The 14347-nt window shown below is 59.1% G+C and carries 10 protein-coding genes and 1 tRNA gene; 4 read left to right on the forward strand and 7 right to left on the reverse strand.

What is annotated here, in order from left to right:
• The first annotated feature begins 43 nt into the window (after positions 1–43).
• Genes oppB through OK142_RS17630 form a run of 3 tightly spaced genes read left to right on the forward strand, consistent with a single transcriptional unit; the run spans position 44 to position 3702 of the window.
• Entirely contained in the window at positions 44–967 is a 924-nt protein-coding gene (gene oppB, locus OK142_RS17620; protein WP_003498068.1) for an oligopeptide ABC transporter permease OppB, read from the forward strand.
• Entirely contained in the window at positions 960–2090 is a 1131-nt protein-coding gene (locus OK142_RS17625; protein WP_003498066.1) for an ABC transporter permease, read from the forward strand. The genes oppB and OK142_RS17625 overlap by 8 nt, the downstream gene beginning before the upstream one ends.
• 1 nt (position 2091) lies before the next feature.
• Positions 2092–3702: an ABC transporter ATP-binding protein gene (locus OK142_RS17630; RefSeq protein WP_498684241.1), complete on the forward strand. Its 1611-nt coding sequence runs from the start codon at positions 2092–2094 to the stop codon at positions 3700–3702.
• Between the two features lie 174 nt (positions 3703–3876).
• Here the strand turns inward: OK142_RS17630 and OK142_RS17635 are convergent, their stop codons facing one another.
• The 6 genes from OK142_RS17635 to ertD all read right to left on the reverse strand — a co-directional run bounded on the left by OK142_RS17635 (position 3877) and on the right by ertD (position 12469).
• The gene (locus OK142_RS17635) at positions 3877–5541 is read right to left on the reverse strand and encodes an HAL/PAL/TAL family ammonia-lyase (RefSeq protein ID WP_498684242.1); all 1665 of its coding nucleotides are present in this window, start codon (positions 5539–5541) and stop codon (positions 3877–3879) included.
• A gap of 142 nt (positions 5542–5683) precedes the next feature.
• A complete protein-coding gene (locus OK142_RS17640; RefSeq protein WP_498684256.1) occupies positions 5684–6964 on the reverse strand; it encodes an MFS transporter in 1281 nt (426 codons plus the stop codon).
• 130 nt (positions 6965–7094) lie between these two features.
• The gene (ertB, locus tag OK142_RS17645; RefSeq protein ID WP_498684244.1) at positions 7095–8753 is read right to left on the reverse strand and encodes a thiourocanate hydratase; all 1659 of its coding nucleotides are present in this window, start codon (positions 8751–8753) and stop codon (positions 7095–7097) included.
• 1 nt (position 8754) lies between these two features.
• Positions 8755–9846 carry a thiohydantoin desulfurase gene (gene ertC / locus OK142_RS17650; RefSeq protein ID WP_498684245.1) on the reverse strand — a complete coding sequence of 364 codons (1092 nt, stop codon included), beginning with the start codon at positions 9844–9846 and terminating at the stop codon, positions 8755–8757.
• A 2-nt stretch (positions 9847–9848) separates the two neighbouring features.
• Positions 9849–11087 carry a Zn-dependent hydrolase gene (locus tag OK142_RS17655; protein ID WP_498684258.1) on the reverse strand — a complete coding sequence of 413 codons (1239 nt, stop codon included), beginning with the start codon at positions 11085–11087 and terminating at the stop codon, positions 9849–9851.
• Positions 11087–12469 carry a hydantoin-5-propionate amidohydrolase gene (gene ertD / locus OK142_RS17660; protein ID WP_498684247.1) on the reverse strand — a complete coding sequence of 461 codons (1383 nt, stop codon included), beginning with the start codon at positions 12467–12469 and terminating at the stop codon, positions 11087–11089. Before ertD ends, OK142_RS17655 begins: the two co-directional genes overlap by 1 nt.
• 72 nt (positions 12470–12541) lie before the next feature.
• Between ertD and OK142_RS17665 the strand changes: the two genes are divergently transcribed.
• Positions 12542–13762 carry a LysR family transcriptional regulator gene (locus tag OK142_RS17665; RefSeq protein WP_498684249.1) on the forward strand — a complete coding sequence of 407 codons (1221 nt, stop codon included), beginning with the start codon at positions 12542–12544 and terminating at the stop codon, positions 13760–13762.
• Positions 13763–14229: 467 nt separating this feature from the next.
• Here the strand turns inward: OK142_RS17665 and OK142_RS17670 are convergent.
• Positions 14230–14306 (reverse strand) — tRNA-Met (locus tag OK142_RS17670).
• Between the last annotated feature and the right edge of the window lie 41 nt (positions 14307–14347).

A 14347-nucleotide genomic window follows, 5' to 3' on the forward strand; every position in this document is an offset into this window, starting at 1 on the left:
CGGTGGCTGACACCACCGTGCCATGCGGGGAGCCTGAAAAATCATGATCTCGTTTATCCTGCGCCGTTTGGCGAGCGCCGTGCCGACGTTGTTTATCGTCGTCACGATTTCGTTTTTCCTGATGCGTTTTGCACCGGGCGGTCCGTTCAACCTCGAACGTCCCCTGCCGCCGCAGACCATGGAAAACCTGATGAGAACCTATCATCTGGATGAGCCATTATGGCGCCAGTATCTCATCTATCTCGGCAATGCCGTCACCGGCGATTTCGGTCCTAGCTACATCTACAAGGACAACACCGTCGCGCAATTGATCGGCAAGGGTCTGCCTTATTCGCTGGAGCTCGGTTGTTATGCTCTTCTGCTGGCGCTGGTTGGCGGCGTTCTTGCCGGCACCTTTGCCGCACTCAGGCAGAATAGCGCCTTCGATTTCTCGATCATGTCCATCTCGACCGTTGGCATCACCGTGCCGAACTTCGTTGTCGCGCCTGTTCTCACGCTGATCTTCGCCGTGTTGCTCGGGCTTCTGCCCGCCGGCAGCTGGGGTGATGGATCGCTGCGATATCTCATTCTTCCGATGATCGCGCTCGCTTTGCCACAGCTCGCCGTCATCGCGCGCCTGACACGCGGCGCAATGATCGAGGCCCTGCGGATGGACCATATTCGCACCGCCAGGGCTTATGGCCTTCCAGCCCGAAGCGTGGTGGTGTTTCACGCCATGCGCGCGGCAATGCTGCCGGTCGTTTCCTATCTCGCGCCTTGTGCCGCAGCTCTGTTGACGGGTTCGGCGGTCATCGAGACGATCTTCACTATCCCGGGTGTCGGTCGCTACTTCGTTCTTGGCGCCATCAATCGTGACTACACGCTGGTCATGGGAACGGTCGTTCTCATCGCCATTTTTGTCATCCTGTTCAATCTCGTGGTCGATATTCTCTACGGCCTGCTCGATCCGAGGGTCAGACATGACTGATATCTCCGGCAATATCGCCCCTCAACCATCGGTGAAAAGCCGAAGCCTGTTCCAGCTTGCCGCCATGCGTTTCAGACGAAACAAAGCCGCCATGGCTGGCTCCATCATGCTCGTGCTGATCACGCTTTTCTCGTTTATCGGCCCGCATTTCCTTTCACACACCTATGATCAGGTGTTTTCGTCCTATGTCTCCGTCGCACCAAGCCTCGAGCCGCGGCCGGACGTCAACAACCTCCAGAGCGTCATGGAAGGTGTGGCGGGCCGCGCCCGTGTGGAGCTGAAGGAGTTTTCCGTCGAAGGCCAGACCTTCACGGCAACCGTCACATCCAGCGGCCCGATCGACCCGCGCACGACACGGTATTTCGACCGCGCCAACGAATTCGAAAACACGAAGGTCGTTGCAACGGAAGATGATGGTCGAACGCTGAAGCTGGAAGGCGATGTCAATCGCGAATACTTCTTCTTCGGCACGGATTCCAACGGTCGCGATATGCTGGCTCGCGTCATGCTGGGCGGTCAGATCTCCATCGCCGTCGGCGTTCTCGCCAGTCTCGTTTCGCTCGGCATCGGCGTTCTTTACGGTGCAACGGCGGGCTACATCGGTGGGCGCGTCGACAATGTGATGATGCGTTTCGTCGAGATCCTCTATTCGCTCCCCTTCGTCTTCCTGGTCGTCGTTCTGGTGGTCTTTTTCGGGCGCAGCTTCATCCTGATCTTCCTGGTCATCGGTGCGGTGGAGTGGCTGGATATGGCCCGCATCGTGCGTGGCCAGACGCTTGCCCTGAAACGGCGGGAATTCGTGGGTGCGGCCCAGGCTTTGGGCCTGACCGACTGGCAGATCATCCGCCGCCACATCATTCCGAATACGATCGGGCCGGTCGTCGTGTTCGTCACGGTTGTCGTACCCAAAGTCATTCTTCTGGAAAGTTTCCTCTCCTTCCTCGGGCTTGGCGTGCAGGCACCACTGACGAGCTGGGGAGCGCTGATTTCCGAAGGCGCGAACAATATCCAATCAGCCCCGTGGCTATTGATATTTCCGGCAATCTTCTTCGTGCTGACCCTGTTTTCGCTCAATTTTGTGGGCGACGGGTTGCGTGATGCACTCGATCCCAAGGATCGTTGACATGAATACGACATCTGAAACCATTCTCACCGTCCGTAATCTCAAGGTCGATTTCACGACGCCGGACGGCACGGTAAACGCCGTCAAAGGCATCGATCTCGATGTCAAACAGGGGGAAACGCTTGCCGTTGTCGGAGAATCCGGATCCGGCAAAAGCCAGACCATGATGGGCATCATGGGACTGCTATCCTCCAACGGCATCATCCAGGGTTCTGCCAAATATCGTGGACGCGAGTTGATAAACCTGCCGGTCAACGAGCTGAACAATATCCGTGGCGCGAAAATCACCATGATTTTCCAGGAGCCGATGACCTCGCTCGATCCGCTTTACAGGATCGGCGCGCAGATCGCGGAACCCATCGTCCACCACCGGGGCGGTAGCAAGAAGGAAGCGCGGGCACGCGTTCTCGAACTTCTGAAGCTCGTGGGGATTCCGGAGCCGGAGCGGCGCATCGACAGCTATCCGCACGAGCTTTCCGGCGGGCAGCGCCAGCGCGTCATGATCGCCATGGCGCTGGCAAACGAGCCGGATATTCTGATCGCGGATGAACCAACCACTGCGCTCGACGTGACAATCCAGGCGCAGATTCTCGATCTTCTGAAGTCGTTGCAGCAGCGCTTCGGCATGGCCGTGGTGCTGATCACGCACGATCTGGGTGTGGTCAGACATTTTGCTGATCGTGTTGCGGTCATGCGCCGTGGCGAGATCGTTGAAGCCGGTACAACGGAAGATATCTTCGAGCGCCCGCAGGCGGACTATACCAAGATGCTTCTCGATGCCGAGCCCAGCGGACACAAGCCGCCTGTCGGTGAAGGAGCGCCGGTCGTTCTCGCCGGCCAGAACGTGACGATTGATTATGTGATTCCTGGCGGCTTCCTGTCGAAGTCGCGGGAGTTTCGCGCCGTGGACGGCGTCAATGTCAGCCTTCATCAAGGGCAGACCATCGGCATCGTCGGGGAATCCGGATCGGGCAAGTCTACGCTCGGTCGTGCACTTCTTCGTCTTGCACCGTCAAAAGGCCGGATTTTCTTCGGCAAGACGGAAATCACCGGACTTGACCGAAAGGCAATGAGGCCATTGCGGCGGCAGCTGCAGCTTGTGTTTCAGGATCCCTATGGATCTCTTTCGCCAAGACAGACTGTTGGAGAGATCATCACCGAGGGCCTTTTTGTGCACGAGCCGCAGCTCAGCCGCGCAGAGCGAGATGAGCGGGCAATCGCCGCTCTGAAAGAAGTCGGTCTCGATCCCGCCGCCCGCAATCGCTACCCGCATGAGTTTTCAGGCGGACAACGTCAGCGTATCGCAATTGCCCGCGCGATCATCCTCAAACCTGATGTCGTCATTCTCGACGAACCCACATCTGCGCTGGACCGATCCGTTCAGGGACAAGTTATCGACCTGCTGCGTGGTTTGCAGAAGACACATGGCCTTTCCTACATCTTCATCAGCCACGACCTTTCCGTGATCAAGGCCATTTCGGATTACGTCATCGTCATGAAAAACGGGAAGATCGTGGAGGAGGGAGAAACGGACGCGATATTCGACAGGCCGACGGCTGAATATACCAAAACACTGATTAAATCCGCGTTTTCGGCAGAGGTGGCACGATAGATTATAGTCCGATACCGACGAGAGGAACCGGAAGCACGCATCCCGTACAGCGTTCCTGACGAATGGGGATAGCCGAGGTCTTCGGTCCTTGCCGCAAGCATAAAGTCTTTGCTTTGCGAAACGGAACCGAAGACATCGGTCCTCTCATCTGGTCAACACCAATATAACAACCGCTCAACGGGCCTTGAGAAAGCGATAACCCGTACTGAAATCATTGCTATATATACGGTCCACCGCCACAAAGGGCACATTGCGGCGATAGTCTTCAAACAGCGCTTTTGTTCCCGCCCCCAACTGCCCGGGCTTGCGCAGATCAACGGCTTGCGCAGCATGCAGCAACTGGATCGAGGACATCCAGTAGAGGTTATCCAGAATTCGACTGAGATTGGCGACCGAAAGCGGTGCGTGGCTGTCCAGATCCTCGATATTTCCTGCCATCGCAATCGAGCCGACGGGAGCCTGCGCGCCGATCTGCTGGTTTTCGGCCAGAAGCGCGACGAGTGGTTTCTGGATCGCGCCAAACGCATGTCCTTGATTGGTTTCAGCAGCAAGGAACCGCGAAAGATGCGTCAAATCCGGGTTTTCGAAGCGGATCGTCTGCATCGTAATGGCCTGTGACAGACGCACCAGCGCCGTGTTCAGTGTTTCAACCCTCGAGGCCACCGGCAACATCTCAAAACCCGCACTCGGATAGATCGCTCCCGATACTTCGCCCTCGATAAAATACTGCGAGACCTGTCCGGAAGCCTTGTCGTCCGAGGCTCCCGCAACGACGCCCGGATTGTCATCACTGTGATTGATCTGGATTTCCAGCGCCCTGGTCAGATCCTGCGTTGCAATTTCGGCTCCGCCAAGCACATAGGCCATGGTTCGATAAGACAGCGGGTCCTGCAGTGCCCGATCCTTCGCGGGCGACCAGAGATAGCTGCCGTCAAGGGCAGAGCGAACCATCAGTGCCCCGGATGTGTTTTCGGCAAAGGGGCGCAGTTCGTTCGTCGCCGCGAGGAAAGGGGCGACATTGCCGTTAAAACCTTCCAGTGCCAAACCAAAGACGACCGCTTCCTTCTCGAGATAACCCGCCGTATCGTGCGCCAGCAGGGCAGCCTGTCCGGCGGTCAGCGCATTCGTGCTGAGGATCGAAAGGAAATCCTTGCCAACCGGTTCGAGCGGAGCGATGCCGGCCTCAGCCAGGGCGCGTGCTGCGGGAATGCGGTTGCCTTTCATGAAGACCTCCCCCTCGCCGACCATCGCCAGACCTATATGGGAGGCAAGGGTGATATCCGCCTCGCCCACAGAACCGCGTGAAGGAACCACCGGGGTGATCCCCTGCTCCAGAAACTGTCGATACATTTCCGCGACAGCGCTCTGAACGCCGGTTCGGCCGGTTGCAATCTGGTTTAGACGGATCACCATGCCCGCTCTCACGGCCTCGACCGCCATCGACTCGCCCACGCCTGCGCCATGCGCGCGCAGGGATGTCGAATTGAAAGCGCGTGACAGTTTCAGCAGATCGTCGTCCAGCACGCGCTTGCCGTCCTTCATCGCGAAAACTGGGCGATCCTTGTTCCAGCCAACGCCGACCGTGAGGCCATAGACCGCCTTACCTTGCAGGGCGGCCTCCATCACCAGATCGAAGCCTTCGGCGATCCGTTTGCCCGCGCTCTCGGTGAGAGTAATTTTGGCGTTGCCGTCCCGCGCCAGGCCGACGACCTGTTCCACGGTCAGGTTTTGACCGTCGATGGGCCAATGTTCCGCCCGTGCGTTTGAAGCAGCAAACCCGATGATCGCAAAGGCTGTGACAATGGAGAAGCGATGAATAGTCCCGTTTTTAACAGACATGATGTTCCCTTGAGTTGGTTATTATTATGCCGTCATGTTTGCAGCACTGTCCGGCGTCGAAACGGCTTCGCTTCGACTGGAAACTTCCAGACATGACGGGTGGAGCAATTGGGGGAGCTGGGCCTTGAGCGGCCCATCTCCTTTAGTTCGTGGAATACGGCTTCGGCAGGATCAGAACCGCTATCAGCGATATGAACGCCGCGGCCATGACGTAAAATCCGGGCGCGTGATAACCGATGCCAGTGCTGCCAAGCCAAGTCAGCGTCGCCGGAGCAAATCCTCCGAAGATCGTCACGGCGGCATTGTAGGCCAATGACATACCGGTGGTGCGGATATTCGTCGGGAAAACCTCGGACAGGGTTGCGGGTGCAACCCCGACATATCCCGAGACCATGATGCAGAAGAGGCTTTGCACGATGATGAGCGTCGTCAGCGTCGGCGAAGATTGCAGCCACCAGATCAGGGGATAGACAGCGACCAGCATTGCGCCGGCGGCAATGGCGAGCATCAAGCGTCGACCGATCCTGTCCGAAATGCTACCGGCGCTGACGCAACCGACGGCAAGGAAGACGTTACCAATCAGCGATGCCGTAAACGCCTCCGAAGGGCTGAAACCGAAAGCACGCTGAACGAAAATCGGCATGTAGATGATCAGCACATAAACACAAACCGCCCACAGGATCGAGAAAGCGAAGCCTTTGATCAGATGGCCGAAATAGTCCGAGAAGACGAGCTTCAGGGGTGTTTTGGCGGACTGGTTCTCCAGACTTGCCTGTTCAGCCTGAAAAGCCGGCGTTTCGTCCAGCGTCTTGCGCAACCAAAGACCCACCGGCGCGATCAATACGCCAATGAAGAACGGAATCCGCCAGCCCCAGTCTCCGATCTCCTGCTCCGTCAGAAGCGAGGTAACCGCAAAGGCGACGAGTGCACCCATGATGTTGGAAATCGCCATGCTCGCCTGCAGCCAGGAAGCATATTTGCCTTTTTTGTCGGCGGGCGCATGTTCGACAAGAAAGGCGGCTGCTCCGCCGATTTCTCCACCCGCGGAGAAGCCCTGAAGGACTCGTCCGGCAAGGATCATGAGCGGCGCTCCCACACCAATCGCGGCATAGGTCGGCGCCACCGCGATCAGCAGGGTGCCCGCCGCCATGATCATGATGGTCAGGAACAGTGCGGCCTTTCGGCCAGCCTTGTCGCCATAGACCCCGATCACGATGGCTCCCAGGGGGCGGATCACGAAGCCTAGCCCAAAGGCGAGAAAGGCTTTCACGAGTTCGACCGTATGATCGCCGCCGGGAAAGAAATTATGGGCGATGTAGATTGCAAACAGCGCATAGACGGTGAAGTCATACCATTCCAGGGCGTTGCCTATCGATGCCGCGGCAACGGCGCGCTCCGGTGATGACCGTCTGGCCGGTGTCACTGACAAATTTTGATATGTTTTTTCCATTATTGTCCCCTCTTGGCCTGCCGGTGCCGGCAGGCGGTGTTGATTGGTAATCGTAATTTTCCGCCCTTCGTGGCGATTGATGACGTCTCCTCGCTTTGACCTGTCAGATCTGCACGTGATTTATGCCCTTGCTGGCAATTTCATCCTGTGCCTCGGCATAGCCCGCATCCGCGTAACGGATGACGCCGAGCCCGGTATCATTGTCGAGTGATTGCGAAAGCCGGTCGTCGGCCGCGTTGGTGCCGTCAGCGACGATCGTGACCCCTGCCGAGGTCATGAAGCCCGCATATCCCCCGCCGCCGGAATGAAGCGCGACGAGGTCGGCACGCGAAGCGCAGAGCAACATCGCATCGAGAAGCGGCCAGTCGGCGATGGCGTCCGAACCGTCGAGCATGTTCTCCGTCATGATGTTCGGATGCGCCATGCCCGCTGAATCGAGGTGATCGCGAGAGAAGGCGACCGGCCCCTTCAATTCGCCCGAAGCGACCAGAGCGTTGACCCGCCGTGCGAGTGCGCTTCGTTCGCCATGGCCGAGCCAGGCGATGCGCGCCGGCAGCCCCTCGAACGGAACGTACTTGCGCGCCAGCGAAATCCAGTTGGTAACGATCTTGTTGTCCGGAAACATCTCCAGCACCAGCTCGTCTATCCGCGCAATGTCCGAGGCCTCGCCCGAGAGGGCCATCCAGCGGAAGGGACCAATCGCCCGGCAGAACAGCGGGCGCAGATAGGCTTCGGTGAAGACCGGAATGTCGAAGGCGTCCGCAACGCCACCGGCCTGCGCCTGCGTGCGGATCAGATTGCCATTGTCGAAAACCTCCGAGCCGGCCCGCTGGAATTCCAGCATGGCTGTTACCTGTTTGGCAATCGACGCCCTGCCGGCCTCGATCAGCTCATCCGGGTTCTGGCTTCGCAGGCGGCGCACCCGGTCCAGGTCATAGCCGATTGGAATATAGCCATAAACGAGATCGTGGGCGGAGGTCTGGTCCGTCACGATATCCGGAATGATCCCCCGCGCGGCTATTTCGGGATAGATTTCCGCTGCATTGCCGACAAGTCCGACGGACAGCGCCTCACCCTTCGAACGGGCCTCTTCAATCCGTGCGAGTGCACTATCGAGATCATCGGCAATCTCGTCCAGATAGCCGATATCCTTGCGGGTGCGGGCCCGTTCCGAATTGATCTCCACGCACAGGATGGCCGCGCCCGCCATGCGGCCGGCAAGCGGCTGTGCGCCTCCCATGCCGCCAAGGCCTGCGGTCAATACGAAACGCCCGTTCAGCGTGCCGCCGAAGCGGCGTTCGGCAATGCGCATGAAGATTTCATAGGTGCCCTGAATGACGCCCTGCGAGCCGATATATTGCCATGCCCCCGCAGTCAGGCCGCCCCAGCATATAAGGCCCTTGCGTTCGAGAGCATAAAAATTCTCGGCCTTGGCCCATTGGCCGACCATGTTGCAATTGGCCATGATGACCATCGGGGCCTCGGTCGAAGTCTTCATCAAGCCGACCGGCTTTCCCGACTGGATGACAAGCGTCTGATCCTCATCCATGGTGGTCAATGCGCGTACGATGGCATCATATGCGGCCTTGTTGCGCGCCGCCTTCCCGAGCGCGGCATAGACAACGAGGTTTTCCGGGTCTTCACCCACAGCCAACACGTTTTCCATGAGGCGCAGCAGGGCTTCCTGCCGCCAGCCCTTCGCTCGAAGCTCTGGGCCTGAAGGGATCGGGAAGCCGGGATTGCGGGGATTCTCTCTCGGCATCTCAGGCCTCCAATGCGTAGTTGGTCAGGTTGATACCCATGACCTTTTCGGGGTGGACATAGATCGCCGGGTCCATCAGACCCGCGCCGATCGGAATGAGGGTCTTCGGGACATGCAGCAGGTGGATCTTCATGCCGACCTTCAGCTCACCGACAGACAGCGGTTCGATCTCCTGCGACAATGTGGTGATGACGTCCGGAAAGGTTGCGAGACGACGGCCATCGACCGCATCGACCGCCATGTATTCGTTCATCACATGCAGGGTCAGCGCCGCATCGCCCCTGCCGATGGTGACCGTACCGACGTCGAAAGCCTCATTCGTATAAACGACATCCTTCGCCGTGATCTCTCCTTCAATCATGATCCTGCCGCCCGTGGTCGAAAGGATCGCGTCGAGAACGGCCGCATGCCCTCGAGGTTCGGCGGCGAGGATTGCGTGACCAAGCTCCAGCGCCTTGGAAATTCCGCCGAGCGCCGCATTCTTCGCAACGTAGCCGGCGCGAACCGGATTGCGAGCCGAGGCGATGAAACCACCCGACATGTCGGAGGCCGTGCGCAGGATGGGAGAAATGCGGCCAGTTGCGCCGCGCGTTACGAGTTCGATATAGCGGTTCTGATCGCGATTTCCGCCGACGGCCGTCTGGATCGACTGGTCCGGTTTACCGGCCATGCCGATTGCCCCCATGTCGCCGGTCGGATGGGCACGCATATCACCCACCGCGTCCAGCACCTTGCAGCCGAGAATGGCCGAAGGCAGCCATGCGTTGAGGGTCGAGGACTTGCCGTTCTGCCCGATCATCAGGGCCGCGACCTTCGCACCAAGCGCGTCCTGCAAAAGCTGCACGGCCTTGACATAATCCACGCCCCGCATTTCCCAGGGCGTCGTGGAGGCCGGCGCGCCGATGGCGGCTGCCGTCGCCACCCAGTCATCTTCGTTCAATTCGTCGATCGAGACGAGTTCAGGCGCACCGGCGTTCACCGCGGCATAGCCCAGCTTCCGTCCGTGGTGGACCCAGCCGCCACCGCCAGCCGCATAGACCGCGCCTCCCCGCACCGCGGGTTCCACATCTTTCTCCGTCAGAATTCTGGCCACTTTCAGCCCTCCCTTTTTCTGTCCAATTCCATAATCGTGTTCGCCAGAACTTCAGCCGCCAAAGCGAGATCGGCCGCATCCGCCCACTCTTCCGGGCAATGGGAACGACCGTCGCGGCAAGGGACGAAGAGCATCGCCGAAGGACATAGCCGTGCCATGAATGCCGCGTCATGACCCGCGCCCGACACCATCTTTCGATAGGGCGTGTCCAGCCCGTCGGCGGCCTTTGCCAGCGTCTCCTGCAATCCATCATCCATCTGCACGCCGGGATTGGCGGAAATCAACCGCGCCTCGATCGCGTTTTCACCGTCCCCGTCAAGTCCGGTCAGCCAGGATACGAATGCTTCCTTGTCCTCGGCCCGCTCGGCGCGGATATCAACCAGCATGCGGACCCGGCCCGGCACCACATTGGCGGCGTTGGGGGAGATTTCGAACTCGCCCACAGTTGCGGTGAAATGCCCGGGACCACCGGAAAGCTCCGTCGCGTACCGCTCGATCTCACTCACGATCCGCGCCGCAGCAACGAGGGCATCCGCGCGCAACCCCATCGGAGTCGTACCGGCATGATCGGGACGACCCATAACCTCGATCTCGACGCGATTGATGCCGACAATGGTCGTCACCACCCCAAGCGCAATCTTTTCCCGTTCGAGAACCGGCCCCTGCTCGATGTGTAGTTCCAGAAAGGCCTTCAGGTCATCAAATAGCGGACCTTCAAGACTTTCCGGCTTGCCGCCCACGTCACGTATGGCCGTCGCCAGATCGCGACCGTCACTGATACGCCTCAGCCAGTCCTGCGGCAGAACGCCCGCCATCGCTCGCGAACCGATGCAGGAAACCCCGAAAATGGAGACTTCTTCAGCAAGAAAATCGACGACGGCCAGGTTGTGCCGCAAGGTAACACCACGCCGGGAGAGAATGCGTGAGACCTCCAATGCAACGACGACACCGGCAACACCATCAAAACGTCCGCCGTCCGGCACGGTGTCGGAATGCGAACCCAGCATGATCGTCCCGGCCTGCGGCTCGGTGCCCTCGCGGCGGCCGATCAGGTTCCCGCCCGCATCCGTCGAGACATTCAATCCTTCACCCAGGAAACGTCGCCGAAGATAGTCGCGCCCTTCATCAAAACGGGGCGAGAAGGCGCGACGGGTCCAGGGGCGTTCCGGATCGGTAATCTGCGCCAGTGCATCGAGATCCGCTTCTATGTCCTTTATTGACGCATCGAGATTGCGGCGCATCACAACAGCACCTTCCGCAGTCCAAGTGTTTCGGGCGGCCGCACAAAAACACCGGTTCCCGGCGCAGCCAGCACGTTTTCACCGTCAAAGACCATCTCGCCTCGCCGCCAGGTGGCTGCGACCGTCCAGGGCAGTTCCATGCCGTGATAAGGCGACCACCCCGCGATGGAGTGAGGACTGGTGGCTGCGTCATACACCATGGGCCGATCGACGAGCACCATGACGTCGGCGTCACGCCCGACCTGCAACCCGCCTTTCTGGTGATCCAGACGAAAATGCCGGGCCGGATTTTCGGCCATCAGCCGGGCCGCCCACACCAGCGGCACACCGCGTGCGATCGCGCCCTTGACGAAGAGCGGCACCATCACCTCCAGCCCCGGGACGCCAGAGGCATTTTTCAGCATATCGGGATTGGTCTTGCGGTCCTCGCTCCAGCTCACATGATCGGTAGACACCATCGACACCCGCCCTTCCGCCAGATGGCGCCAGATCGCCTCCACTTCTTTGCGGGCGCGTATCGGCGGGTTGATCTTGGCCTTGCCGCCAAGCCGCGCAACATCGTTCTCCTCATCCAGAACAAGGTAGTGAATGCAGCATTCGATAGAGGAATACCGGCCGTTCCTGCGATACATCTCGGCGATTTCGTAACCGCGGCTGACGGAGCAATGGACGACATGCGCCGGACAATCTGTCTCGGCGCCGGTTTCGTAAATCTGCAGCATCGCCAGCGTCTCGGCCAGTTCGGGACGTGACAGGCCGTGCGCACGCCAGTCGGTTATACCGGATGCCTCCACCTCGGAAATCGCGGCGCGGACATAGGCGTCGTCCTCATTGTGCACGCCAGCGGCGAGCCCGGTCTTTGCAATCTCGGCGAAACAGGCGCGAAGCAGCGCGGGTGGGATACGCGGAAAGCGCTGGGGATCAGTGCCGAAGGTCGAGAACTTGTAGGCACAAACTCCCGCCGCCGCCTGTTCGGCAATGCGGGCAGCCCCCTCTTGCGGATCGACGGTGCCATAAAGCGCAACGTCGATGCGCGCCTCCGCGTCGATCATCGCGACCTTGCGCCTGACGGCCTCGGCAGAACACACGAGATTTCCCTCGTCATAGGGCATGTCCACGATTGTCGTGACGCCGCCCGCCGCCGCCGCGCGGGTCGAGGCCGCAAAACCCTCGGCCCCCTTCTGCGACAGCGAATGCACCTGTGCGTCTATGGCGCCAGGTAATATAAGGCCGGTGCCGAAATCATGATTTTCTCGTCCAGCCGGCGCGGGGCCTTCTCCGATGAGTGCCGTTTTACCCTCGCGAATGGCCACGAAACCTCGAGAAATCTCGCCGTCGGTCAGAATGACTCGCCCCGCCAAAACCGTATCGAAATCCGCCATGTCGTCCTCCTGTCATATTTCGACTATGAGGCACAATTAAATTAGTGGTATATCCCAAAATCCGGACAGACGATGCCGAAATGGGAAGGCCAAGACGAGGCGTGGGCGGTGAAGGTTTCGACGATTCTTTTATGTGACCAGGTGGTTCGGCTCGGCGGCATCCACCTTGCGTCCAACACAACGGGAATTCCGGTTTCAACCGTATCGGACGCCGTCAACCGCCTGGAAACCGCCCTCTCCGTCAAGCTTTTCGTGCAGGGCGCAAAAGGCCTGATCCTGACGGCGGAAGGCGGGAGACTTGGTCCTTATCTCGCGCAGGCCGCCCAAGAAATCTTCGCAATCCATGGCGCGTGCGGCTATGACCATACGAAAGATATTTATCAGAGAAGCGTGTCGCTGATTGCACTCTTCCGCTTCGTGGACATTCTCGAATCTGGGTCGATCCGTAAATCCGCATTGAGGCTTCAAATCGGGCAACCACAGCTGACGCGGATGATGGCGATGCTGGAGGACAATCTGGGCGTCCGGCTTTTTGAACGGACCCGCAGCGGCTCGCGCGCATCGCCCGAGGGGCTTCGCATATCGCCCCACGTCCACAAATTACGCGATATCTGGGCTGCGCTGGACTCCACATCCGCCCTGCGTTTCAAGCGGCATTTGCGGCATTGGTCATTCGGCGGCATTCCTCCTGCAACGACGGACAGCCCGTCGGCAATTATTCTGGCGCGAATTGCCGCCAACTGGGCACAGCGTTTCGACACACCGCTGCTGATGCGGCCCGGACTTGCAGACAGTCTGCTGGAAGGACTTGAACAACAGCGATACGATGCAGTTCTTGTCGACATGCCAGTCAACAATTCGCGGCTCCTCAGCCGTGAGGTTCTGCGCAGCCACCTTTCATGTTTCCTGCAGCATGAAGCACCTGAACTGACGGATGCAGATTCGCCGTCACAGATGCGCGAGGCAATCCTCAAGCACCCTCTAGTACTGCCTTCCCGCGCCTCCGGACTGCGCCAGACGGCCGAAAGCTTCCTAGAGCATCTGCTTGGACCAACGTGGCTGTCAAAGGTGCAGTTGATTGAGATCGACAGCATACCGGTGGCAGTGCAACTGATTGTCAGCCATGGATATTGTTCGATATTGCCGTCCGGCGTGGGAATAACCTCCCCCAAGGTGACGAAAATCCCACTACCGATGACATTTTCCGTTCCATTGCTATTAGCCTGGCGCGCCGATGACAGAGGCACAGATATGGCGCAGCGGGTTCTTCAGCTGCTTGATATGACGAACTAATGGTGACCGGGCAAGCTCGGCTCCTGCAACTTGGCTTCAAGTATCTATCACTTCGCCGAGCGCTGGCTTGCGACGCAATGAACTTGCAAGAGAAATAGACGCCGATCACGGGAAGCTTGTCTTCAGGCACTCTAAAGCTCAACACTATCTCTTCTATTTTTGCCATCACGGCGCTGATGTCAGTCGGTTCAGCTTCGGGATGTCCAAATGTCGCTCGCGACAGTTTCTGAAAATGCGCGACCAATCGCGACTTCGATGCTCAATCGAGAACCCATCCACCTCACTGGCCCAGTACTGGCTTGCCAGCCTCATAGTGGCAATGTCTGGCAGCAGCTTTCGGATAGACTGTCGCCGCATGGCAGGCGAGACAAAAGCTTGATTTTCCAGTGATCGTGAGTTTTGCGCTTCTGGAGGATCGACATAAACAAAAAAACCCGCAGCAATGGCTACGGGAGTGTCGGTCTCATTGGTTGCGGGGGCAGGATTTGAACCTGCGGCCTTCAGGTTATGAGCCTGACGAGCTACCGGGCTGCTCCACCCCGCGTTACCGGCGTAAATCCCTATTGGATTTATCGCGACTGCATC

Origin of the sequence: Agrobacterium sp. BT-220-3, assembly GCF_025910175.1 — a bacterium.
Lineage (GTDB): Bacteria > Pseudomonadota > Alphaproteobacteria > Rhizobiales > Rhizobiaceae > Agrobacterium > Agrobacterium oryzihabitans.